The sequence below is a fragment of the Campylobacter sp. Cr9 genome, assembly GCF_020138295.1.
In the GTDB taxonomy this organism is placed as follows: Bacteria; Campylobacterota; Campylobacteria; order Campylobacterales; family Campylobacteraceae; genus Campylobacter_E.
The window spans coordinates 15918-38517 of the sequence record NZ_JACGBH010000017.1 but is presented as its reverse complement, the minus strand read 5'-3'; the positions used below and the strand labels follow the sequence as shown (position 1 = coordinate 38517).

The 22600-nt window shown below is 28.2% G+C and carries 25 protein-coding genes; 10 read left to right on the top strand and 15 right to left on the bottom strand.

Features of this window, described 5'->3' with window-relative positions; all coding sequences use genetic code 11:
- A partial coding sequence (locus AVANS14531_RS08070; protein WP_336612004.1) for a hypothetical protein occupies window positions 1-1523 on the top strand: 1523 nt, incomplete at its 5' end.
- A gap of 17 nt (window positions 1524-1540) precedes the next feature.
- On the opposite strand, the gene AVANS14531_RS08065 is transcribed toward AVANS14531_RS08070, so the two are convergent.
- Window positions 1541-1984: a hypothetical protein gene (locus tag AVANS14531_RS08065; protein WP_336612003.1), complete on the bottom strand. Its 444-nt coding sequence runs from the start codon at window positions 1982-1984 to the stop codon at window positions 1541-1543.
- Window positions 1985-2229: 245 nt separating this feature from the next.
- A complete protein-coding gene (locus AVANS14531_RS08060) occupies window positions 2230-2556 on the bottom strand; it encodes a rhodanese-like domain-containing protein (protein WP_336612002.1) in 327 nt (108 codons plus the stop codon).
- A gap of 113 nt (window positions 2557-2669) precedes the next feature.
- Between AVANS14531_RS08060 and AVANS14531_RS08055 the strand changes: the two genes are divergently transcribed.
- From AVANS14531_RS08055 to AVANS14531_RS08040, 4 genes are all read left to right on the top strand, one after another.
- Entirely contained in the window at window positions 2670-3983 is a 1314-nt protein-coding gene (locus AVANS14531_RS08055; protein ID WP_336612001.1) for a cation:dicarboxylate symporter family transporter, read from the top strand.
- A 220-nt stretch (window positions 3984-4203) separates the two neighbouring features.
- Window positions 4204-4830, top strand: a complete 627-nt coding sequence (locus AVANS14531_RS08050; protein ID WP_336612000.1) for a hypothetical protein — start codon at window positions 4204-4206, stop codon at window positions 4828-4830.
- Between the two features lie 98 nt (window positions 4831-4928).
- Window positions 4929-5723: a Cj0814 family flagellar-dependent secreted protein gene (locus AVANS14531_RS08045; RefSeq protein WP_336611999.1), complete on the top strand. Its 795-nt coding sequence runs from the start codon at window positions 4929-4931 to the stop codon at window positions 5721-5723.
- Window positions 5724-5726: 3 nt separating this feature from the next.
- A complete protein-coding gene (locus tag AVANS14531_RS08040; RefSeq protein ID WP_336611998.1) occupies window positions 5727-6068 on the top strand; it encodes a hypothetical protein in 342 nt (113 codons plus the stop codon).
- A 52-nt stretch (window positions 6069-6120) separates the two neighbouring features.
- Here AVANS14531_RS08040 and AVANS14531_RS08035 read toward each other — a convergent pair whose 3' ends face one another.
- From AVANS14531_RS08035 to AVANS14531_RS08010, 6 genes are all read right to left on the bottom strand, one after another.
- Window positions 6121-7308: a CsgG/HfaB family protein gene (locus AVANS14531_RS08035; RefSeq protein ID WP_336611997.1), complete on the bottom strand. Its 1188-nt coding sequence runs from the start codon at window positions 7306-7308 to the stop codon at window positions 6121-6123.
- Between the two features lie 9 nt (window positions 7309-7317).
- Window positions 7318-8649 (bottom strand): DUF6844 domain-containing protein, encoded by a 1332-nt coding sequence (locus AVANS14531_RS08030; RefSeq protein WP_336611996.1) that lies wholly within the window; start codon window positions 8647-8649, stop codon window positions 7318-7320.
- The gene (gene lpoB, locus AVANS14531_RS08025; protein WP_239817441.1) at window positions 8643-9263 is read right to left on the bottom strand and encodes a penicillin-binding protein activator LpoB; all 621 of its coding nucleotides are present in this window, start codon (window positions 9261-9263) and stop codon (window positions 8643-8645) included. Before lpoB ends, AVANS14531_RS08030 begins: the two co-directional genes overlap by 7 nt.
- Before the next feature lie 9 nt (window positions 9264-9272).
- A complete protein-coding gene (locus AVANS14531_RS08020; protein WP_239817442.1) occupies window positions 9273-9644 on the bottom strand; it encodes a hypothetical protein in 372 nt (123 codons plus the stop codon).
- Window positions 9645-11075: a hypothetical protein gene (locus AVANS14531_RS08015; protein ID WP_336611995.1), complete on the bottom strand. Its 1431-nt coding sequence runs from the start codon at window positions 11073-11075 to the stop codon at window positions 9645-9647.
- Between the two features lie 85 nt (window positions 11076-11160).
- Window positions 11161-12345, bottom strand: a complete 1185-nt coding sequence (locus AVANS14531_RS08010; RefSeq protein ID WP_336611994.1) for a saccharopine dehydrogenase family protein — start codon at window positions 12343-12345, stop codon at window positions 11161-11163.
- A 94-nt stretch (window positions 12346-12439) separates the two neighbouring features.
- Here AVANS14531_RS08010 and AVANS14531_RS08005 point away from each other — a divergent pair, with 94 nt between their 5' ends.
- Window positions 12440-12994, top strand: a complete 555-nt coding sequence (locus tag AVANS14531_RS08005) for a YceI family protein (protein ID WP_239817445.1) — start codon at window positions 12440-12442, stop codon at window positions 12992-12994.
- Window positions 12995-13032: 38 nt separating this feature from the next.
- On the opposite strand, the gene AVANS14531_RS08000 is transcribed toward AVANS14531_RS08005, so the two are convergent.
- Both AVANS14531_RS08000 and AVANS14531_RS07995 read right to left on the bottom strand, forming a co-directional pair.
- Entirely contained in the window at window positions 13033-13443 is a 411-nt protein-coding gene (locus AVANS14531_RS08000; protein WP_336611993.1) for a DUF1090 family protein, read from the bottom strand.
- Window positions 13444-13452: 9 nt separating this feature from the next.
- On the bottom strand, window positions 13453-14433 hold the full coding sequence (locus AVANS14531_RS07995; protein ID WP_239817447.1) for a PLP-dependent cysteine synthase family protein: 981 nt from the start codon (window positions 14431-14433) through the stop codon (window positions 13453-13455).
- 151 nt (window positions 14434-14584) lie between these two features.
- On the opposite strand from AVANS14531_RS07995, the gene AVANS14531_RS07990 reads away from it, so the two are divergent.
- Genes AVANS14531_RS07990 through AVANS14531_RS07975 form a run of 4 tightly spaced genes read left to right on the top strand, consistent with a single transcriptional unit; the run spans window position 14585 to window position 18439 of the window.
- Window positions 14585-14836, top strand: a complete 252-nt coding sequence (locus AVANS14531_RS07990; protein WP_239817448.1) for a hypothetical protein — start codon at window positions 14585-14587, stop codon at window positions 14834-14836.
- 28 nt (window positions 14837-14864) lie between these two features.
- Entirely contained in the window at window positions 14865-15971 is a 1107-nt protein-coding gene (locus AVANS14531_RS07985; RefSeq protein WP_336611992.1) for an AAA family ATPase, read from the top strand.
- Complete coding sequence (selB, locus tag AVANS14531_RS07980) at window positions 15965-17686, top strand: selenocysteine-specific translation elongation factor (protein WP_336611991.1); 1722 nt, start codon at window positions 15965-15967, stop codon at window positions 17684-17686. Before AVANS14531_RS07985 ends, selB begins: the two co-directional genes overlap by 7 nt.
- A gap of 27 nt (window positions 17687-17713) precedes the next feature.
- Complete coding sequence (locus tag AVANS14531_RS07975) at window positions 17714-18439, top strand: thioredoxin domain-containing protein (protein ID WP_239817451.1); 726 nt, start codon at window positions 17714-17716, stop codon at window positions 18437-18439.
- A 79-nt stretch (window positions 18440-18518) separates the two neighbouring features.
- Here AVANS14531_RS07975 and AVANS14531_RS07970 read toward each other — a convergent pair whose 3' ends face one another.
- The 5 genes from AVANS14531_RS07970 to AVANS14531_RS07950 form a co-directional block, all read right to left on the bottom strand.
- The gene (locus AVANS14531_RS07970) at window positions 18519-19496 is read right to left on the bottom strand and encodes a hypothetical protein (RefSeq protein WP_336611990.1); all 978 of its coding nucleotides are present in this window, start codon (window positions 19494-19496) and stop codon (window positions 18519-18521) included.
- Between the two features lie 15 nt (window positions 19497-19511).
- The gene (locus AVANS14531_RS07965; RefSeq protein WP_336611989.1) at window positions 19512-20327 is read right to left on the bottom strand and encodes a hypothetical protein; all 816 of its coding nucleotides are present in this window, start codon (window positions 20325-20327) and stop codon (window positions 19512-19514) included.
- Between the two features lie 96 nt (window positions 20328-20423).
- On the bottom strand, window positions 20424-20966 hold the full coding sequence (locus tag AVANS14531_RS07960) for a hypothetical protein (RefSeq protein ID WP_336611988.1): 543 nt from the start codon (window positions 20964-20966) through the stop codon (window positions 20424-20426).
- The gene (locus AVANS14531_RS07955) at window positions 20967-21530 is read right to left on the bottom strand and encodes a hypothetical protein (protein ID WP_336611987.1); all 564 of its coding nucleotides are present in this window, start codon (window positions 21528-21530) and stop codon (window positions 20967-20969) included.
- 2 nt (window positions 21531-21532) lie between these two features.
- Window positions 21533-22552 (bottom strand): Cj0814 family flagellar-dependent secreted protein, encoded by a 1020-nt coding sequence (locus AVANS14531_RS07950; protein ID WP_336611986.1) that lies wholly within the window; start codon window positions 22550-22552, stop codon window positions 21533-21535.
- Window positions 22553-22600: the final 48 nt, after the last annotated feature.

The following is a 22600-nucleotide window of genomic DNA, read 5'->3' as shown; positions in this document are numbered from 1 at the left end:
CTAGCAATGCGATTAAGTTAGAAAATCAAAATATTAAAGAAGAAATAATTGCAGATAATTTAGAAAATTACATTGACGATAAGCTAAATACAGAAGATAAAGAAGAAGGCGAAATAAGTAAGCCTATTATTCCTGTAAATCCAAGCAAGCCTGTAAATGATAAATACTTTACATATGCTGATACTAAGAATTTTTATTATTCATCTAATGCTAATCTAAATGATGGCAGTGTTAGAAAAGATGCAGCAGAATTAAATGTAAAAAAAGGTAATTTAAATATTTATTCTCAAACAAAAAATGGTTCAAATACTACTGATTTTAAAAAAATAAATATTTATGGAAATCAATATGTAAATATTTCAAAGACGGTAGATAATGCAAATGCAATTACAAATTCTCAACATACAATATTAGCTCCAACAACTTCAAAACTTGATGGAAATAGTAATTATGTATTAAATTCGGAAAATAGCTCATTTTATTACAGTGCAAATAAAAATGAATTAGAAGCTAATATATTAGGTGATAGATTTAATATGTTAAAAGATACAGGAAGTGATTTTTATCAACTAAATGAAAATTGGATTAATTTTGAAAGATACCTTGCAGAAAAAAATAAAGATTACTTTAGCTCTCTTGATGTAAACAAAGACTTTTATTATCATAATAGCTTAGAATCAATTCGCTTGAGCTTAAGAAATCCTTCAATTACTTATTATTTTGCAAATAATACAAGTAGTAAAAAGTTATATGCGGATTTAAAATATGCTAATAGAATATATTATACAGAATCAAATACTTCTGGGGAATATTATTTAAATAAAGAATTTGTAATAAACAATAAAGTAGTTTCTCCTATAAATGGTTCAAGTCCATTAAATATAAACGCAAATGCTAGTTCAGGTAGTGAAAACGCAACACTAAAACTAGAAGCTGATAAAAAATATGCAGATTTTTCTTTTTCTAACTTGATAAAAGATACATTATTAACTTCTACAAGCAATTCAAAAGATGCACATGAATTAAATAAAAATCAATTTGAAAAACATGTAAATAAATATAGAGAAAAATACTTTACAAATGATGACGATAAAGAATTTTACTATGCAGGTAGTGGAAGCTCAATTAAGTTAAATCCTGTAAAACAAGCAGTTGATAGCTATATAGTTTATAATGCAGGGCGTGGTGATATTTTTAGAATTACATTTGATAAAAGTGTAGGCGATGCAACTTATATTAAAAGAACTAATGGGGTGGTTGATAGTGTATTTCATACTAACAAGCACAATGTAAGCAATGTAAGAGATCCTTTTACAAACTATACTCTAAAAGTTGAAAACAAATACGCTGATGATTTTAATATAGAATTAAAAGCTGATAAAATAGGTGCAAGATTAGATGGAAATATTGATATAAATGGTAAGAAATTTAATATCGATTCTGATATATTAAAATATGTTGATTCACCTGATGCTTATCATCTAGTAAAAAAACTATATGAAGAAAGCGTTAAAGTAAAATAATAGGAGATTTATTTCTCCTATATTTGAGATAATTCTCCTAATAAACTTCTTAATTTATCATTTCTATATTTAATCTCGCTAACACATTTTTTAGCAATATCAATGCACATATTTATAAAATTTGCATTTTCATCATCTTCTATTTCAGTATTTGTTTTTGATTGAATTGTTTCTTGGTTTATACAGTTAAAAATATAAGTCATTACTTTAAGACTAGGAATAAATAATAAATATTTTTTATCTTTATATATTATAAATTGCTCTTGTGTTGTATTAGATACTAGATTTATAATTTCATATTTAAGCTCATCAAATGGAACTTCCGGAAAATCTTTTGCTACATTATTAATAAAAATTTCATCGTTAAATCTATCTTCTTCACTTTGCTTAAAGATGCTTTCATTACTTATTAAAATTTCTATTTCTTTTAATATTTCAACAGCCCTTTTGTAATCTCTCATTTTTAACCCCTTAAAAACAATTAATTATTACATTAATATTACAGAAAAATAAAAAATAAAGGTTAAAATATTATAATTTTTATTTAATTAATATATTTAAATAATTTTTAATACTTAAGATTTATATAATTTTATTTTTAGAATTATTGCAAATTGAAGCTTATAATATATTAAAATTTTATTTAAAATTAGAATTTGAATTTCCGAATTCAAATTCTAATTTTGTTACATTAAGTAATAAATAATTAATTTTTTATCATTTCTGGGTAATTTTGACACATTGCTATTATTCCACCCATTAAATTATAAGCTATTTTTTCTTCTTGGTTTAAAAATTCACATAGCATACTACTTCTAGCACCACTTCTACACATAATCACCAAAGCTTTATCACTTTCTTTGTATAATTTTTCAAAATAGCTCTTTACTTCATCTTCTTTGGCTGTATTAAAATCTATCGGATACAAATGAGTATTTTTAAGGCTTAATTCATTTATTTCTTCAATAGTTCTAATATCTACTATCAAATGCTTATTTAGGTCAATTTCTTTTGCACTAATGTTTGTATTCATCTCTTTCCTTTGTGTAAATTTGTAACATTATTATTATTTTTTTAAATCAAAAAATCATAAAAAAATATTTTTTTGGATATTATGAACGAATATTATTAAAAAAAGGGACATAAATGAGAAAATATTTAAAAAGTCTTATTTTTTGGGTTATCGTTGGATTAATCCTTGGAATTGTTGTAGGTGCTATACCTCCTATTAAAATAGAAAGCTTAGGTATTGAAAATTTAGCAATATGGTCAAAAGTTTTTATTGATATGTTTATTAAAGCCTTAAAGCTGTTAATAGGACCTATTATATTTGTTATGATTATTTTAGGAATTGTAGGACTTGGAGATATTAAAAAAATCGGCGGTATTGGTGTTAAAGCTGTAATTTATTTTGAAGTAGTAAGCACTTTAGCTCTAATAGTAGGTATTTTTATGGCTAAAGTTATGCAACCAGGTGTCGGAATGAATCTTGATGTAAATGCGCTTGATGCAAGTAGTGTTGATAAGTATATTAAAGCTTCTCAAGGAGAGCAAGCAGGTTTTTGGGGTGTTATAAAAGGAGCTATTCCGCAAGACATAGTAAGCCCATTTACAGATGGTAAGACCTTGCAAGTATTATTTATCGCTTTATTTACTGCATTTATTGTAATCACTCTAAAAGAGCAAGATAGAGAATATATCAAAAAAGCTTTAGAAGTATTTCAAGCATTTGTATTCAAAATCTTAACATTGGTTATGTATTTTAGCCCATTTGCAACATTTGGTGCTATGGCTTATCTAATTTCAAAATTTGGCTTAAGCTCACTTGTAAATATGGGATATTTACTGTTCGTAATGCTTACAGCTTGTTGTGTTTTTATATTCGGAGTTTTAGGAGTGATTTGCTATTTTGCGAAAATAAATATATTTAAGTTTATTAGATTTATTGCAAAAGAGCTTTTAATAGTATTTACAACTAGCTCAAGTGAAAGTGCATTGCTACCTCTTATGAAAAAATTAGAAAAGGCAGGGATTGATAAAAGCTGTGTAGGTTTGGTTTTACCTACTGGATATAGCTTCAACCTAGATTGCACTAATATTTATTTAGCAATGGCTGTAATTTTCTTAGCACAAGCGTTTAATATAGATATTACACTTTGGCAAGAAATCACAATATTACTTATTTTAATGGTTACAAGTAAGGGTGCTGTTGGGGTTACTGGAAGTGGCTTTATCGTTCTTGCTGGAACTCTTAGCTCTTTAGGAGATAATTTAATTCCTGTGGCTACAATCACCGTTTTACTTGGAGTTGATAAGTTTATGAGTGAAATGAGAGCCTGTGGAAATCTTTGCGGAAACTCAGTAGCTTGTCTAATAGTGGCTATTTGGAATAAACAAATTGATATGGAAAAATTCCGCTACGCATTAGATCATCCGAATGATTACAAAATCCAAGATTAAGGAATACTTTTTGCTTTTGATATTTACTTGCTACGAAAGGATATCAAATGCAAATATTAGAAGAAGCGTTTTCTTTAGTTGCTGTGCTAATTTGCATAGCTACATTTTTTATAAAGGTAAATAAAGAAAATCAACAATAAGGCTTTAATTAAGTCTTATTGTTTTTAAACTATTAATTTTTTTTTAAATCTTGCCGATATATGAAAAACGGGGGTTTAAAATGAAAATATCATCAAATTCTTATATTACAGCAATTAATAAACACAAAACTACAAGCGAAAATACAAACGATAAACCTTATTATGAAGATGGCACAGCTACTTTAGAATATCTAAAACTAGCTCAAGAAAAGTTAGAAAACGATCCTACTTACAATCCTTTTAATGATAGAAACTTAGGTAAAAGCGAAATACTTAATCTAGCTTTATTTGGGGCATTAGACCCTGATATTGTAGAGCAAAGAAAAATAGAATGGGAAAATACTCCAAAAATTGATACAGAAGAATTAGTAAAAACTCTAAATAAATTTTTTAAAAATTTAGATAAATTAACTTCAGATAGCCTAAGTAATGAAGAAAAAAATAAATTAATGAAAAGTATTTTTTCTAATACAGATGAAAATTTACAAATATCACAATCTAAAGAAGAAATTAAGCAAGAAGAAAACGAAGAACAAACTAAAGAAAAACCATTCAAACCCATAGAAGTAAAAGGCACAAGCACAAGTGAGAGTATGCAAGATATTTTAAGCAAACTTGATATTCGTAATATTAAAGATGAAAGAGATTTATTAGCTTTATTTCTAGCCTACAAAAACGGCGAGAATTTATATGATAAAAGGGTTTGAAATTCCTATTTCAAATTCTACGAATTTTTAAAGAATTACGAAATAGGAATTAAATAATTTTAATAATTGCCGATATTAATAATTAAAAAGGGGTAATTATGAAAATATCGGCTAATTCTTATTCAATATATCAAACAATTAATGTGAATAAAAAAGAAACTAATAACGAGATTAAAAAAGTAGATGATAAAAAGGTAGGAGTTGTATTAGGATACGGAGTTGATAAAGATGGCTTTTTTACAAGTGATTTTAACAAAGCAGCAGGAATTCCTGATAATTATAAAATCCACAGCGATACTTTAAAAAATCTAGTAGAAAATAACGAAAAATCATATTTAGCACATAGACCATTTTATGAAATTGATATAGCAAAAAGTGTAGGTAATGCTTATAAAGTCTTAAGCCAAGTTGTAAGCGAAGATTTTTTAAACTCAAAAGAATTTTTTGACACTGAAGATATAAAGCAATTTCCACAAGGTTATATTCAAGCAAGGAGTGATGAAATCAAAATCAACAAAATTTTACATTCATCTGATGATTATGAAAATAATCACGGAATGACTTTTCAAAATGAACTTTACCAAACTCATCATCCCTTATTTTATTCTTTTGATAATGATGATAAAACCTTACCAAACACAAATGTTTTTCCACCTGACAATGTCAAGCAAGATCCTAGATTTAGTGGATATTTTGGTGATTATGATGTAGCGAAGCAAAACTATATAAATGAAAATGGCGAAATATCAAAAGGTGGGCTTTTGATAGGTATATTAAAATCAAACCCAACTTTAATTGAAGAAGAAAGCACATATAAAGGTAAATTAAGTGGTTATGATAGAAAAATTAGCTCGGCTACATTTTTTGCATTTGATAAAGCATTAGGAATGTAAGTAATGGCAAGGGGTGAAAATGGCTTTACAAGTGCTGAGGTTGAGCGTATGCCAAGATGGCTGAAAGATTATGTTCAATTAAATGCTTATGATAAACCATTAAGCCAAAGAAGTGCTATTTTAGGAAGTGCTAATTATACTAAAACCTTATATAGTCCTAATAGTGGATTTTTTAGTAGTAATAAAAAAGCTGAACAAAAACAAGTTGATGAATTTATGAGAAAAATAAGAGAGTTAATGGGTATGGAAAATCCAAATAAAAACATTAGCGAATTAAATTATGATGAGTTTTTAAAACTAGCTTTTAGCTTTAATAAGGTTAAGGCGTTAGATATTAAAATTTAATCCTATTTCGCAATTCTTTTTAAGAATTTGAAATAGGAATTTGCTTATATTATTAGAATATAAATCCACCGCCATTTACAGGGATTACATCTTTTACATCTTTTCCATTAGCATCATTTGTGGTATTGTTTTGTTTAAATCTACAAACCAAACCCTTTTCTATATTGCCATCTAGTATTTTTGCATAACTTGTTTTACTATTTGCATTTACAACTTCTACTAAAGACATATATTCTTCTTCATATCCATTTAGCTCTTTTGTATAGCTATCATAGATTTTCTCTCCTCTTTTGTAGCATTCTAACTTTGTATTTAAAGGTAATTTTTGGGTAAATACTGCCAAATTATCTTTAGTAACTTTTTCTATCTTTGGTGGATAAATAGCTGCTTGAGTATTTAGCACAATAGAATTAGCAATATTATTTAAAATTTCATTGTAATCATTCGTAGCAAACTCAAAATCAACGCTATCAGAAAACTTAATCTCTCTAGTAGCAAATACAATTACTTGGTAATTTACATAGATTTTTACTTTTGATTTTGTTTTAGAGCCTGTGATTGCTATTTCTTTGCCTTTGCTAGTTTGTGCATCACTTATGCTATAAAGTAAAATATAATCAGTTCCTAAATTTTTGCCTAATTTTAGCGCTTCATCTAAAGCCCCATCTTGCTCTATAATTTCTCTTTCAGTAGCTAAAGCTTCTCCTGCTTGTCTATCTAGTAGATTAAATTTGCGAGTTTTAGTAATATTGCTTTCTATTCTAAATCTTAAATCCCTTAAAACTTGCTCGCTATCTCTTCCCATTAAAGAATAATTATTTGGATCAAGTGCAGGTGCTACGATGATTTTATTACGATTTGTCTGCATTCCTGGAGCTTTATAGCTTTTAATAGTGCTAGTTTTTTTAATCTCTACAACAACTCTAAAACCATCGCTTGTTTGCTCTTTGCTAAGCACTTCAAAAGCACTAAAACGACCATTTGTAGCTTTGCTGATTTGCTGATTAAATCTTTTATATAGCTCATTTTCATTATTTATAGAGCTTAAATCAGAACTTACATTTGTGCTTGTTTGAATCTTTGCTCCGTTTAGTTTAAGAACTGCTTCAGCTAGTGCATTATCAACTGCTATTTCATAAGTTTTACCATAGCCTTCGCCTATTGCTTTACTAGTGTAGCTTTTAGTAACTACACTAGCATTTGCAAAAATACATAATAAAAATACAATTAAAAATCTCATTTTTTAACCTTAAAAATCATCAACTTCTATATTTTTAGAACGAATGATATTAGCATTTGCAGGCTTTACACCTTTAGCTTTTGTTTCTTGTTTGTTCTTATTATCTAAATTACCTTTTATTTCTAATCTTTCTTGTTTTGCACCTGCAACACTTGAAGGAGAATAATATAAAATCACACCAGCAACACCAAAATCATCAAATTGCTTAGTCCATTTATTAGCTACTTCAACACCTACTAAACTCATTTGAGCATTTGAGCTAAAAAACTCTTCTAAGTGAGAATAGCTATTAGCTGTGGTTTGCTTGCCACCAGTCGCTCTTTTGCCACTATTATCTTCTACTATTTCTTTATAAGCTGTTTGGATATTTTCTGTTACTTTTTCTGCATTTGTATATGTGTAAATTGATGAGCTTACAAAATTAGCTAAAGCCTTTTCTGCAAGTGCTTGAGCCATTGAATAGCTTGAGTTTTTGTATTCATTAGTCATTCCTTCTTCTACCTTATAAGAATCCATTCCATAAGCTAAAAGTGATGGTTGGCACTCTTCGTTATAAAAGAAAGTTAAACCTAATTTGTTTATCTTCTCATCGCTTCCACCGATTTTTGAAACTACTTCATCAGCACTTTTACAAGCATTTTCGTTTTTTGCTGCTTTTGCTTTATATCCACTTGCTAAAGCTCTTGCTAATTCTCTTGATTTTGCTGATGTGTATGCAACTATTCCTATTTCAGTTTCACCATTATCATTTACTACTATGAAGTTTTCATAAGGAATTAAACCTGCAATTTCTTCTCTTGCTACTTTATTCATCTTTTCTTTAAAACTATTGCTATATAAAGTTTGTTTTGCTTGGATTTTTAACTCTTTTTCTTGCTCTGGTTTTAATTGATAAACTGGTGCTTCTTCGCTATCGCTAAAGATTTTGCCCATTAATTTATCAAAAAATCCATTTTCAATTTTATTTTCACTGATTCTTTTTTGGCGTTCTATTTCTTTATTTAAAAACTCTTCAACTAATTCTGGTGGCATTTTGCTTTTATCATCTTTACTAGCTATTTCGCTTGTTATTAGCTCTCCTGCTACTTTTAAAGCTAATTGAGCTTTAATTTTTAAAAACGCTTCATTATATTTAGCAAATAAAAAATCATAATACTGAGGATCTTGTTGATTTTTTGGAACTGAAATTGTCTGCAAATATACTTTTGCATTTGGATTTTTTAACAATAATTCACTTTTTGCACAACTTAATAAATCTTCTATATTATTATTTGGCGCATCACAATTAACAGCTAATAATGAACTTGCTGCAACTATACTTAATAAGGCTTTTTTTACCATGCTACACTCCTATTTGAACCTAATTTATTTATTTTGATTTCATCTTCCCAAATAGCTAAGCCATTGTCAAGATTTGTTACGGTTAATTGAAAATAATAATCAACCCTTTGAGAATCACTAAAAGTTCCTTTTATTCTTGTATTTCTTTGAATAATTTTTCCACTTAAAGAACGATTAGCACTAATTAAAGTCCCTTTTTTAGCTATTGTTTTTTGATTAAATTCATCATCATCTCTTAAACTTCTAATATCTTTACTCATTTTATCTTCTGCACCATTTGCTCCAATAGCCGTTGTTACATAAACTTTTCCTGAATTTAACAATGCAATTCTTATTTTTTTGATTAATATATCAGTATCAAAATGCTGCATAGTATCATTGATAATTCTACTAATTACTAGAACATGTCTTTCGTTTGGATTACTAGTCGCAAAAACAGGACTTGCTAACATAGAATTAATCATATCTCTTGCTGCATTTTGTAAATCTATATCATCAATACCTAACGAAACAGGTTGATTTTTGCCATTCTTTGTTTCATCAACTACATAACTAGGCGCACTAGCACATGCGCTTAATAATAGTGCTAATGAAAACATAAGCGTTTTTTTCATATTTTCTCCTTATTTTGGTTTTATTATTTCAATTTTGTAAAAATTTGTATTATTTGGTGCTCCAAATCTTAAAAACCCACTTTCATGTGCTTTTAAATTAAGCTTTTGATTTATCATTTTAAGATTTGCAATATGCATTCCATTTGAATCAAAAAAGCTTTGTTTTGCTTCTAAATTGATTTCTTTTTTACTAGAATTTAAAAGCTGAATTTCAATTACTAAATTATTTGGATTTTTATTAGTTAGCTCTTTACAAACTAAGTTTTTTTGTAAAGTCTCATCAGTAAAAATCACATTAGGGCAATTATTATTTGCCACTACTTGTTTGCTAACACATGCACTAAAAAGCATTGCTACACCTAAAAATATTGCTCTTTTCATTTATCTTCCTTTTAAAATATGAGTATAAAAAATCCCATAATTTGGACTTTTTACTAAAATTACATAGTGTTTATTTGTATCTAGTTCTGTATTTAAAATTTCTACACCTTCAGGACTTTTGACTACTAATTTGCCGTTATTTGCAATTCTTACTACTTGATAATTTTTTGGCAAACCTACAAAATGTCTTGTATCAGAATGGTTTAAAAGATTATTTACCAAATCAACGCTCGCACCAGCTAATAAATTTTTCTTATTTGCCTTTACACTAGCTAAAGTTTTACCAACTGTGCTTAAGAAAGATTTAGCTATTTCTCTTGGCAAAGCTGCTTGATATTCTGCTGTTACGATATTATCCATATTGCTTATTTGTGAAGTTTTTTTGTTATTTGCATATAAAAACATATAAGAATCACTACTATATTTTAAAATAGGTATAGAAAAAACTACCGACGTTATTACTAGATGATTATTATCTGAAGTAGGTTTTAAATATAAAGCATATTCAACATTTTCTGCATCTTTTTGGTAAAAAATTATCGGAATACTTAAATTCATCTCACCAAAAGCTCTTGTTTTGCCATTCTCATAAATTAACCAAATATATTTATCGTTTTTTGATTTTTCTATATTTTTGCGAATTTTATTAGGTATTTTTTTATAATTAAAATTATTTACTACTAAAGCATGGTCTTGAAAAACCGAAATATTTTTCTCTTGAGTATAAACTTCTTGTAATAAATTAATCGCAAGTGAAGGTCTATCATCAAGAATATAAAACAAACTTGCAAAATAACTAACAAAAGGATTTGAATAATCTTTGTAAGCTTCATAATAAGGTATTTTCACAGAACTTGCTATTTGCATAACCTCATCTTTTTCTTTAGGACTAAAACTACTTGAATTAAGCAAAGAATTAATCTTACCTTCATAATATTCTTTATTTCTTTTTTGCCTATCTAAAGCACGATTAATCTCAACTCCAGCACTATCAAAATCACCTAAAGCTAAATAATCCATTGCTTTATAAGTATTTACAAGCATTTTTTCATAATTTTTGCCTGTATAATCTAAGATATTATCATTTAATAGCATTTTTAATAATTCTTTACCAACTTGCAATGCTATATTTGTTTCATCGTTGTTCTTATGAGCGTTTTCTACTAAATCAAAAGCTTTTATGCTGTTTTTATAGTTTTTACACAAAAACATTTGATAACCATAAAAAGTCCCATTATAAAGTTCATCTTTTACGCTTTTAAGCCCTTCTTCATCAAATTCAAGACTATTTATATTTGTAAAATCGCAATTATTAGTAGAAATTCTAGAAAGCTTTTCATTATTTGCGCTTTCATATCCTAAGAATTGTTGCACTGAACAAGCACTAAGAAAAAAAACCGAAATAAGTGTAAAAGATATTTTTTTTAACATTTTTCCCTTTCAAAAATGTTAGCTTATTTAAATAAAATTAATAAAGATTAAACAAAATGCTAATATTTCTATTAGCATTTATAATTTAAAGCTCTATAATCTTAATCGGAAGACCCATTTTATTCATTTCATCAAAGAATGGTTGTGCATCAAACTCTTCCATATTAAACACACCTTTGCCACTCCATTTTCCGCTAGCGATTAAGTATGTTCCAATTGCAGCAGGAACTCCTGTTGTATAGCTTACTGCTTGAGCGCCAGTTTCTGCGTAACATTCTTCATGAACGCATACATTATAAATATATACTTTTTTAGCCTTGCCATCTTTAATACCTTCTATAATGCAGCCTATATTTGTTTTACCTTTCGTTCTAGCACCTAAACTTGCAGGATCAGGTAAAAGTGTCTTTAAAAACTCAATAGGAATAATCTTCATTCCTTGATGCTCCACAGGTTCAATTCCTAGCATTCCAACATTTTTAAGACAATTCATATGTTGAATATAGCTTTGTCCAAAGGTCATAAAAAATCTAATTCTTTTAAGCCCTTTTATATTTTTGCAAAGGCTTTCAAGCTCTTCATGATAAAGCAAATAACTATCTTTAACGCCAACTTCAGGATAATCGTGCTCTACTTTAATCTCAAGTGGCTTAGTCTCAATCCATTTGCCTTCTTCCCAGTAACGACCATTCGCACTCACTTCTCTTAAGTTTATTTCAGGGTTAAAGTTCGTTGCGAAAGGATAGCCGTGATCGCCTGCATTACAATCCATAATATCAATTGTATGAATTTCATCAAATAAATATTGCTGTGCATAAGCACACATAACATTCGTTGCACCTGGGTCAAAGCCACTTCCAAGTAGTGCAGGAACACCTGCATTTACAAAATCATCATGTCTAGCCCATTGTTCTTTATATTCAAACTTAGCTAAATCAGGGTGCTCGTAATTTGCTGTGTCAATATAAGGAATTTGTGTCTTGCTACAAGCATCCATTAAAGTAAGGTCTTGATAAGGTAAAGCCACATTTAATAAAATCGTAGCATTAATATCTTTTATAAGCTTAACAACTGCATTTGTATCATCAGCATTAATTGTTGTAGTTGCAATCTCAACTCCTAAACGCTCTTTAATAAAGCTTGCAATTTCATCACATTTGCTTTTTGTTCTACTAGCAAGTGTGATTTTGTCAAAGTATTTGTATTCAGCTGCTTTGTAGGTTGCTACACGACTAACCCCACCAGCTCCAATTATTAATAAATGTTTCATGATTTCTCCTTTTGGCTAATGATAAAATATTTATGATAATGATTAACTTTTATATGGGATTATAATTATCTCATTTTATTTTAAGGAGTATTTTATGAAAAAATTATTTTTAGCTTTAAGTTTAGCAGGACTTTTAAGTGCTAGTGAGTTCATGCTTGATAAGGTTCATACGAGCGTTGAATTTAGTGTAAAACACATGCTTGTAACAAATGCTAAGGGTAAATTTAAAAGCTTTGATGCGATGATTGATTTTGATGAAGCAAGCAAAACTTTTAAAGTATTTAATGCAAGTGTTGATGTAGCAAGTGTTGATACAAATAGTGCAAAAAGAGATGAGCATATTCAAGCGAGTGATTTTTTAAATGCTAAAGTTAATCCAAAACTAACTTTTGTTATGAGTAAATACGAAAAGATTAGCGATTCACAAGGAAAAATGATAGGCGAATTAACAATAAACGGCGTTAAAAAAGAAGTAGCTTTTGATGTTACAATCAACGGCGTTGCAAACATAGGAGATAAAACAAAATTAGGATTTGATTTAAATCTTGATTTATTAAGAAAAGATTTTAATGTTGCAAAAGATACAGCTGATAGCTTAATCTCAAATGATATTAAAGTTTCAGTTTTTGCAGAAGCAGATAAAAAATAAGAAAGGAATTTGAATTCGGAATTTCCGAATTCAAATTCTTAATAATTATAAGTTTCTTTTAAAGATCTTTTTTGCTCTTTATATTCTCTTTTGATACGATTTTTTTCAGCTTTTAATTCAGCCTTTTTTCTTTTATATTCTTCTTTACTCATCGTATCTTTCATATCGTTTAATTCATCAAGTTTATCTTCAATTCTATCAATTTTACGCTCAGCCTCATCTTCTAAATCATCAATTTTGTATTTTATTGCGTCTTTTCTAGCGTAATAATCATAATAACCACCACAATGAGCTTTCACATTAGCTAAAGCGTTTTCTAAACCTCTAACTCTATAATAATTTCCATATTCTTTCGCATAGCTAAGCTCACGCTCTAGCTTATGAATTTTATAAGAGCAATCAGCCATTGCAATACTTGCAATTGCACTAAGTAATAATAATTTTTTCATATCTTCTCCTTATAATACTTTAAATCCGATTAGTTCAACTTTGTTGCTTAAAAATCTTTCTTCATTTTGCATTTCCTGCATTAAATCAGTGCTTAAATATTTTTTATTATCATCAGCAAATACACTAACGCTTACGCATTCTCCGAAAAGCTCTTTTGCTTTTATACAGCCTAAGAAATTTGCACCACTTGAAATTCCAACTCCAAGACCGATTTTTGCTAATTTTTGAGCCATAATAACGCTATCAATATCATTTACAACAATAATATCATCAAGCTCATTTAATTTTACGATATTAGGAACAAAACCATCTCCTATTCCTTGTATTCTATGCTCAGCATTTTCGCCAGGAATACTCATACTAGCACAGCCTTCAGGCTCAAGTGGGCAAATCTTAGCCCCTAATGGCTTTAATACCGAGCCAACACCCATAACAGTTCCACCAGTTCCAACACCTGCTATAAAACAATCAGGCTTAAGATTGTGTTTAGCTAATGTATCAACTATTTCTTGAGCTGTTTTTTTATGAGCATTTACATTGCTTTCGTTCTCAAATTGATGTGGTAAAAACACATTGCCATTTTTAGCACTCTCATCAGCAAGCCTAACGCTACCTTCAAAACCACCTTCGCTAGCACTAACTTCTCTTAATTTTGCTCCATAGCTTTTAATTAATTTTTTGCGTTCTTCACTCATCCAATCAGGCATAAAAATCTCAACCTTAGCACCCAAAAACGCACCTAATGCACTAAAAGCAATCCCTGTGTTTCCACTTGTTGCTTCAGCTATACTCATACCTTCTTTAAAATTGCCAGAACTAATTGCTTCTTGCATAATTTGTAAAGCCATTCTATCTTTTATCGAGCCACTTGGATTAAAATATTCTAATTTAAAATAGCTCTTGCTTTTTTTACCTTTATATAAGTACTCAACTTCTACTAAAGGAGTATTTCCTACTAATTTTGCATAATCATTTAATCTATTTTGCATTTTTTCTCCTTAAATGAAAAAAATTAATTCTAGTAAATTAAAGTTAAAAATAAATTTAAAAACAATTTCAATAAAGATTATAAAAAACAATATCACAGATTAATCAAAAGTGATTATAATTTATAAAATTATTATCAAAAAGGTTAGAGTTATGTTTTCTTTTATTAAAAAAATAGCTAAATCTTTTTTTAACTTATTTAAAAAACCAAAAAAAGTTAAAAAAACTCAAGTGCTAGTAAATAAAGCAAGTGAATTTGTAAATAAATATGTATTTAAAAAAGATGAAATTATAAAATCACAAAAACCTGATATTTTAAAAGAGATTTCATTATTAATTTTAAAAGAATTTGGATTCGGAAAATACATTAACTTTGCTTTAGGCTTTGCTAAGTTATTAAAATAAATCATTACAATGCCCTTAAAGGATATTAATGGTAGGGCAAAGTAAAGTAAGAGAAATTTTTAATGAATTTTTAAAAGCTAAAGAAATTCCACATAGTGTTTTTTATGGACCTAGCGGAGTAGGCAAAACTACTTTTGCAAGATTTATTGCAAAAGAATTAAATACTAATTTTTATGAATTTGATGGTGCTAGTTTTAGCGTTGAAGAGCTTAGAAAAATTATAAAGCAAAACAGCCTTTTTAAACCCTTAGTCTTTATTGATGAAATTCATCGCTTAAATAAAGGCGTTCAAGATGTATTATTAAAACCTTTAGAAGAAAATAGCTTTTATTTTCTAGCAGCAAGCACTCATAATCCTTTATATTCACTAAATAAGGCTTTATGTTCTAGATTATTATTTTTTGAATTTATGCCTTTAAGTTACGATGAATTAAAAGAGATTTTAGAAAAAAAAGAACCAAATTTAAGCGAAGAAGTAAAAGACTATTTAATAAAATCAAGCTCAAATGACGCAAGAGCCATGCTAAATCTTTTTCATCACGCAAATGTTTTTGGCAATATTTCGCTTGAAATTTTAAAAGCCTTAAGACCGCAATTTATTAGCAATAAAGAAGATGAATTTTTACTCACATCAGCACTTATTAAAAGCCTTAGAGCAAGTGATGTGAATGCTGCTATTTTATATCTTGCAAGAATGATAAATGCAGGAATTGATATTTTATATATCGCTAGAAGACTTTGTATATTTGCAAGTGAAGATGTAGGGAATGCTAATCCAAACGCTTTAGTAATGGCTAATTCTTGCCTTCAAATTTGTAAAGACATAGGGCTTCCTGAAGCAAGGATTACGCTTTCACAATGCGTAGTTTTCTTAGCAAATTCTAAGAAGTCTAATTCATCATATCTTGCAATCAATAAAGCCTTAGATTATATAAAACATAATGAAGCTTTAGAAATACCTACTTATTTAGATAATAATCATCCTGATAAAGAAAAATTTTATATCTATCCACACGATGAGCCAAACAAAACTCAAGAAATGGCTATAAATTGTCCGAAATTTTATGAAGATTACAGCATAGGATATGAAAAAAATTTCGCAATATGGAGAAAGGAAGGACTATATAAATGTTAATAATCTCAACCGCAGGTCATATTGACCACGGAAAAACTTCTTTAATAAAAGCTTTAAATAATTTTAGTGGAGATAACACCCCTGAAGAAATAAAGCGTGGAATTACAATTGATTTAAGCTTTTCAAATCTAGAGCATATTTCATTTGTTGATGTGCCAGGTCATGAAAGCCTTGTAAAAACAATGATAGGTGGAGTGCAAAGCGAATACGCAATGCTAGTTGTAGATATTAATGAAGGTCTTATGCCACAAACTTTGGAGCATATTTTTATCTTAAAAATTATGGGTGTAAAAAATATAATTTTGGTTTTAAACAAAATTGATTTATGCCAAAATTTAGATGAAAAAAAAGAAGAAATACTAAAAAAGCTAGACTTTACACCTATTAAAACATTTTTAGTAAGTGCTACAAAAAATATAGGAATAAACGAATTAAAAGAATATTTATTAAGTCTTCCTGTGCCAAATTATGAAGATTTTGCATTAAAAATTAATGTTGATAGGATTTTTAATGTAAAAGGCGTTGGACTTGTAGCAACAGGGATTTTAAAAAGTGGCAAACTTGAATGCAAAAACTACATAAGCGATGAAAACAAAAATATTCAAATAAAGTCAATTGAAGTTCAGCATAAAAGCGTTGATAGCGTAAATGCACCTGCTAGAGTTGCCTTTGTTTTTAAAGGTGAATTAAAAGTAGGAAATATAATTTATTCTAAAGGTTATTTAAGAAGCGCAAATGAGATTTATACTACCTTAGAAGGTGAATTAAAGCATGATGAAAATGTGCTTTTTTGTGCTGCAAATAAGCAAATTGAAGCTAAATATTTAAATTATGAAAAATATGCGAAATTTGTATTAAAAAAACCTATCGCTCTTAGCTTTAATGAGCCTTTTGTGATATTAAAAAATGCTCGTGCTATTGCTGGAGGAGTGGTGCTAAATCCACTTACTGAGCCACTAAAAAAAGCAAAAATGATTGAACTTTTAAAAGCCTTAGAGCAAAAAGATTTTAAGAGTGCTTTTGCTTTATTAAATCAAAATCACAGCACAGGTTTTGGGCTTTTTTGTGCTCCGCAAAGATTTAATCTAAGCACAGAACAAGCTTTAGAATATGCAAAAATAGTAGGAGAGATTGTAGATATTAAAGGTGCTTGTGTTTATACTAAAAAAGCTTTAGAAGAAGTCAAAACTCAAATCAAAAATCTTTTTATAAAAAATCCTTATTCATTACAAAGTGCAAAAAGCTTAGAAAAATCTTTAGGAGCTGATGAGTTTTTATGTGATTTGGCTTTAAAAGACTTAGATTTTTTAGAATTAAATAACGGGCTTTATCATAAAAAAGGCGAAAAAATAGAAAAATTATTAGAAAATAATGAAGAAAAAATCTACAAAGAGCTAAACTCATTAACTCCAAAAGCTCCTTATAATATCTATGATGAGCTAAACTTAGATAGAAAAAGTGGCGATGATATTATAAAAAGACTATGTTCTAAAAACAAAGTAAAAAGACTAGCTCACAATTATTTTATAAGCGTTATTGCTTTAGATGAGTTTGTTAAAAATATTCAAGGGTTTTTAAAGCTTGGCGTTGGGGTGCAAGAGCTTAAGAATGAATATAATTTGAGTAGAAAATACGCTATTTCTTTACTTGAATACTTAGACACTTTAAAAGGTGTAAAAAATATTGACAATAAACGCTATTTAATGCAAAATTAAGTTTTAATTTTTTAAGGAGAATTTAGTATGAAAAAAATAATTTTAGCAATGTCTGTTGCAAGCGCTTTAAGTGCAAGTGCAATAAGCGATAAAGTTGCGCAGTTTATCAAAAGTATTACTAAAGCTGATGTAGAAATTGTAAAAATTGATAAAGTTCCTAATACAAACTTTGAAATGATTGAATTTAATATAGTAAAAGATGGAAATGTTTTAGGCTCTGATATATTCTTTAGCGATGGAGTTTATGGAACACCTACTATGTTAAATATAAAAGAAAGCATAGACTTAAAAGAAGAGTTTGTTATTAAAAAAGAAAAAGAAAAATACGAAAAATTAAGCAAATTATCAGGCGATTTTGTAAAAGCAAATCCTGATATGTTAGTTAGCTTAGGCGATAAAAAAAGCGATGTAGCTACCGTTGTATTTAGCGACCCAGATTGCCCTTATTGCAGAAAACACTTAGATGCAATTGAAGAAGATTTAAAAGAAGCAAATGTTAAATTCGTTCTAAGTCCTTTACCAATGCACCCTAAAGCTTTAGTAAAAAGTATGCTTATTTTAGAAGAAGCTAAAAAGGCTAAAACAGATAGCGAAAAAATCGCAATCTTAAAAAAATACTACCAAGATTCAGTTGAATTAAAAGATATTCCAGAAGAAAAACAAGCTGAATACTTAAAAAAAGTGAATGAAAAAATCTTCAAAATGGGAATTAATTCAACGCCTTCAGTATTTACAAACGTAAAAGTAAAATAATTTTTTGGAATTTGAATTTCTTAATTCAAATTCCTATTTCAAATTCTTTGAAAAAATCGTGGAATTTGAAATAGGAATTTCAAACCCTTTTATCATATAAATTCTCACCATTTTTATAAGCTAGTAATAAAGCTAGCAAATCTCTTTCATCTTTTATTTTTTGCTTATTAATTTTACTAAGTATATCCTCCATGCTTTCACGCAAATAATCACTCTTAACTTCTATGGCTTTTCTTTTTATACTTTCATCTTTTTTGGAATTTTCTTGTGAATATTTCTCTCCAAAATGTTTTTCATAACCATTTTGCTCTTTGTATAAATCAACTTCTAATTTTAAAGCCAAATAACCGATTTTAAACTCATCTAAATCATCAAGAGCAAATAAATCCATAAGCCTATCCATAAAGCCACCGCTCCCACAAAAAACATCTCCTAGCTTTATATTGCCTTGAGAAAATCTGCTTAGATAAAACTCAGGCACGCTAGTATCTCCAAAATTTGTATCATTAGTAACAAATCTAACGCCCACAATCTCGTTTTGCTTTAAAAACTCTAAAAGTTTTAAATCGTTTTTAATAAATGCTTGATTATAAATATTATTAGCTTTTGTATTTATTTGTAAAGCGTCTAGCTTAGAAAGAGCCTTTTTGTCATCGTTTTCGTTGAAAAATGCAGGGTGTAAAGAATTAATCACTTTTACCATTTCTTCAGCTCCGACACTCTTGCCCGTTTCTATCCAGTATTCTCGCTCTTTTTTACTCATTCCATAAAAAAGCATACCTTCCATAAACTCGCTTTCAAGCATAGCGTATAGCTCTGGGTTTTTAGATTCGCTTACACCTAAAAGTATTCTTTGAGTATCGTGTGGGTCATAAGTGCCGCACTCATCTTGTGCTACATCTTTTAACAAATTTGCAACTTGCTTTTTTAAATTATCTTGAAAATTCGCTATTTGTTCTTTTACATTATCTTCGCTTGTCGCTTTTAGCTTTTCGTTATTTGAATTTACTTTTGCATTGTTTATATAATTAGCATTAAGATTTGAATTAATCTGCATAATCTCTCCTTTAGTTTAAACCCTTTTATCATATAAATTCTCGCCGTCTTTATAAGCTAAAAATAAAGCTAATAAATCTCTTTCATCTTTTATCTTGCGTGGGTCAATCTTGCTTAAAATCTCTTCCATACTCTCACTTGTGCTTGTGCCTTTTGTTTCTATTGGTTTAAACTCATCTTTTTTATTATTATCAAGTGTTGTATGTTTTTCTTTTATAGCCTTTAATCTTTTGCACTCACTTATAAAATCTTTAACGCTAATATTTTTATCACATAATAATTTTAAAATATCGTTATCATTTATATTATTAAGACTTTCATCAATATATTCATTATTAATCTTAAAATCTTTTAAAAACTCCCTTAGCTCTTTTTTGTCTTCAGGATTAAAAAAATCACTAAAAGCTCTTTGATAAATATTACTTACTTTATATTCTTGCATTACTCTTAATCTTAAATTAAGCTTGGTTTTAAGATTACCTAAATTAGTCCCATCATCAACAAAAGTTTCATCAAAATCACTAAAAGCTGAATTGTAAATTAAATTAGACATTTGATTTATGTTATATTTTAAATCTTTTAAAGCCTCACTATAATCACTATTTAAATTATTTAAAGCTTCTTTGATTGTGTAAGCTTTCTTTGGCAAATAATCATCTCTTATAAAAGTATTATTTAAATCATTTAATAAGTTTTCATCTAAATTAAGATTTTTGATATATTGCTCTCTTACATTATCAATCGTGCTTTGATTACGCTCCTTTACATTGTAATTAATTATTGCTTCACGCTTTAAAATATTATAAAAGTGATTATAGTTTGATATTTGCATAATTACCCCTTTTAATTACTAATATCGGCATTTATTAAAATTATTTAATTTCTATTTCGTAATTCTTTAAAAATTTGTGGAATTTGAAATAGGAATTTAAACTCTTTTATCGTAAAGATTTTCGCCGTCTTTATAAGCTAAAAATAAAGCTAATAAATCTCTTTCATCTTTAATATTACGAATATCAAGTTTGCTTAAAATATCTTGCATACTCTCACGTACATCATTGCCTTTTACTTCTATGGGTTTAGAAGGCTCTTCTTCATATTCGGCTTTTATTTTTAGATATTCTTTTTTAAAATCATCTATGCTTATTTTTTCATCTGCAAATAATCTAAAAAGCCTTTCATCATCACTAAAATTAAATCTTAAATCATCATGATATGTAAAGCTACCACTACTACTATTTATAGGATTTGCCTGTAAAAAGCTTTGTAAATCTTGTTTAATCTCTATATCTGAATGCTTTGCAAAAGCTCTTTGATAAATACTATCTGTCTTATAATCATTTTGAACTTGTAAAAACAAATCAAACATATCATTAGGCTTAGTAATCTGGCTAAGCTCTTTACTTAAATCTATCTTTCTTAAATCTTTATTAGCTATGAAATTATTTTGCAAGTTAGTATTAATCTGCATTTAAACCCTTTTATTTAAAAACTCAGTTTCTAGCATAGATAAAACATAAGCATCATAACTATCTTTTTGCTCTCTTAATGTCTTAACTAAGCTTGCTAAGTTTTCTTTATAGGTTTTAAAATCACTCTTTACTTCAATTGGCTCTCTTTTAATCTCTTTAGTATCTAACTCTTTTGCTGCTAAATCCTTAGTAATTGCTAAAAGCCATCTAGGTTTAAATTCTTCTATACTTAAATCGCTATTTAATAAGCTTTCTAACTCATCATTTAAGGCGATTTGTCCGTTTAGCGAATTTGAATTAGTCATAATAAAGCTTAAAAGTTTGCTTAATTCATTTAAATTGCTTTTATCATCAAGTCCTAGTAATCTACCATAAATAGTAACTTCGCCATTCTTACTAACCCCACTAAAACTCTTGCCCCAATTATCGTGATTATATAGATTAGAAATACCTTTTAAATCACTTACTGGCTTAGCGTTTAAATCTTTGTCAGTCTTTATCTCATCTCTTAAAAATAATTGCTTTAAATCCAAAATGTGTTGATTGTTGTTTGAAATTGTCATGATTAAACTCTCATATCAAATATTTTTATATCTTTTTGGCTGTATTTTAAAGCCTCTTGCAAAAACTCTTCAAAAGTTTCATAACTATCTATATCTTTAGGAGCTTTTAGGCTTTTGCCAATTAGCATTTCATATAATAGTTTTTGATATCGTTTCATAATACTTTCAAATTCTTTACCATCAAACCCATCTACATTTTGTAATTTTAATGAGCTAAGATCTTTTGGCACAGCACCATAATTTAACCTATCCATAGGAGTAAATCTATCCTCTCCTATTTGCTTAGCATAATCAGTTCTCTCACCTTCTACTAAAAAATAATTGCTTTTAAGAGCTGCAATTAATAAGCCACCTTTTGTATATTCGTTGTTTTCAGTTTTATAATGTTCTTCATGCGGATTCCAGCAAATTGAAGCAGAGCTACTAAGCCATTTAGCGTAAATATTATCATCTCGTGTTTCGTAATAATTAAAAATATTATCATCTGCACCAAAAATAGTTGATAATGCGTATGTGTCTTTGTGCTTTGAAAAAATATTAGAATAATCTTTAGATTTACAATAATCATTAAATTTTTCATCATTATCAAATATTTGAGTAACTTCTAAGGTGCTTTTTCTCATTTCATATAAATGCGGGGTATTTGATAAAGTATCTTTAGAAAAACTATCGTTTGAGTTTAAAAATTCATCTCCTACAACTTGTCTTACAATATTATAAGCATTACCAACGCTTTTTGCTATATCAATTGATTTGCAAGTTTTATAAAGTGATATTGCATTCTCATTATGTTCTACTAGAGATTTTAAACTATCACTATGTATTTTAAAATCTTCTGGAATTCCTGCGGCTTTATTAAAGTCACTTGTAAAAAAGCCATCTTTATCAACTCCGTATCCTAAAACTTCACCCACCTTTTTATCATCTGCTTTATTATCTACTTTTTTAATCTCGTTATTAGTTTCTTTTTTATAAATTTGCTTTGTTTGATATGTTGAATAAGAATTCGCCGATATTTTCATAATCACCCCTTTTAATTACTAATATCGGCATTTATTAAAATTATTTAA

What these genes read in the sequence shown, in the direction of transcription:
- AVANS14531_RS08065 (WP_336612003.1), bottom strand. Translation starts at nt 1,984, where the DNA reads ATGAGAGATTACAAAAGGGCTGTTGAAATATTAAAAGAAATAGAAATT.
- AVANS14531_RS08060 (WP_336612002.1), bottom strand. Translation starts at nt 2,556, where the DNA reads ATGAATACAAACATTAGTGCAAAAGAAATTGACCTAAATAAGCATTTG.
- AVANS14531_RS08055 (WP_336612001.1), top strand. Translation starts at nt 2,670, where the DNA reads ATGAGAAAATATTTAAAAAGTCTTATTTTTTGGGTTATCGTTGGATTA.
- AVANS14531_RS08050 (WP_336612000.1), top strand. Translation starts at nt 4,204, where the DNA reads ATGAAAATATCATCAAATTCTTATATTACAGCAATTAATAAACACAAA.
- AVANS14531_RS08045 (WP_336611999.1), top strand. Translation starts at nt 4,929, where the DNA reads ATGAAAATATCGGCTAATTCTTATTCAATATATCAAACAATTAATGTG.
- AVANS14531_RS08040 (WP_336611998.1), top strand. Translation starts at nt 5,727, where the DNA reads ATGGCAAGGGGTGAAAATGGCTTTACAAGTGCTGAGGTTGAGCGTATG.
- AVANS14531_RS08035 (WP_336611997.1), bottom strand. Translation starts at nt 7,308, where the DNA reads ATGAGATTTTTAATTGTATTTTTATTATGTATTTTTGCAAATGCTAGT.
- AVANS14531_RS08030 (WP_336611996.1), bottom strand. Translation starts at nt 8,649, where the DNA reads ATGGTAAAAAAAGCCTTATTAAGTATAGTTGCAGCAAGTTCATTATTA.
- lpoB (WP_239817441.1), bottom strand. Translation starts at nt 9,263, where the DNA reads ATGAAAAAAACGCTTATGTTTTCATTAGCACTATTATTAAGCGCATGT.
- AVANS14531_RS08020 (WP_239817442.1), bottom strand. Translation starts at nt 9,644, where the DNA reads ATGAAAAGAGCAATATTTTTAGGTGTAGCAATGCTTTTTAGTGCATGT.
- AVANS14531_RS08015 (WP_336611995.1), bottom strand. Translation starts at nt 11,075, where the DNA reads ATGTTAAAAAAAATATCTTTTACACTTATTTCGGTTTTTTTTCTTAGT.
- AVANS14531_RS08010 (WP_336611994.1), bottom strand. Translation starts at nt 12,345, where the DNA reads ATGAAACATTTATTAATAATTGGAGCTGGTGGGGTTAGTCGTGTAGCA.
- AVANS14531_RS08005 (WP_239817445.1), top strand. Translation starts at nt 12,440, where the DNA reads ATGAAAAAATTATTTTTAGCTTTAAGTTTAGCAGGACTTTTAAGTGCT.
- AVANS14531_RS08000 (WP_336611993.1), bottom strand. Translation starts at nt 13,443, where the DNA reads ATGAAAAAATTATTATTACTTAGTGCAATTGCAAGTATTGCAATGGCT.
- AVANS14531_RS07995 (WP_239817447.1), bottom strand. Translation starts at nt 14,433, where the DNA reads ATGCAAAATAGATTAAATGATTATGCAAAATTAGTAGGAAATACTCCT.
- AVANS14531_RS07990 (WP_239817448.1), top strand. Translation starts at nt 14,585, where the DNA reads ATGTTTTCTTTTATTAAAAAAATAGCTAAATCTTTTTTTAACTTATTT.
- AVANS14531_RS07985 (WP_336611992.1), top strand. Translation starts at nt 14,865, where the DNA reads ATGGTAGGGCAAAGTAAAGTAAGAGAAATTTTTAATGAATTTTTAAAA.
- selB (WP_336611991.1), top strand. Translation starts at nt 15,965, where the DNA reads ATGTTAATAATCTCAACCGCAGGTCATATTGACCACGGAAAAACTTCT.
- AVANS14531_RS07975 (WP_239817451.1), top strand. Translation starts at nt 17,714, where the DNA reads ATGAAAAAAATAATTTTAGCAATGTCTGTTGCAAGCGCTTTAAGTGCA.
- AVANS14531_RS07970 (WP_336611990.1), bottom strand. Translation starts at nt 19,496, where the DNA reads ATGCAGATTAATTCAAATCTTAATGCTAATTATATAAACAATGCAAAA.
- AVANS14531_RS07965 (WP_336611989.1), bottom strand. Translation starts at nt 20,327, where the DNA reads ATGCAAATATCAAACTATAATCACTTTTATAATATTTTAAAGCGTGAA.
- AVANS14531_RS07960 (WP_336611988.1), bottom strand. Translation starts at nt 20,966, where the DNA reads ATGCAGATTAATACTAACTTGCAAAATAATTTCATAGCTAATAAAGAT.
- AVANS14531_RS07955 (WP_336611987.1), bottom strand. Translation starts at nt 21,530, where the DNA reads ATGACAATTTCAAACAACAATCAACACATTTTGGATTTAAAGCAATTA.
- AVANS14531_RS07950 (WP_336611986.1), bottom strand. Translation starts at nt 22,552, where the DNA reads ATGAAAATATCGGCGAATTCTTATTCAACATATCAAACAAAGCAAATT.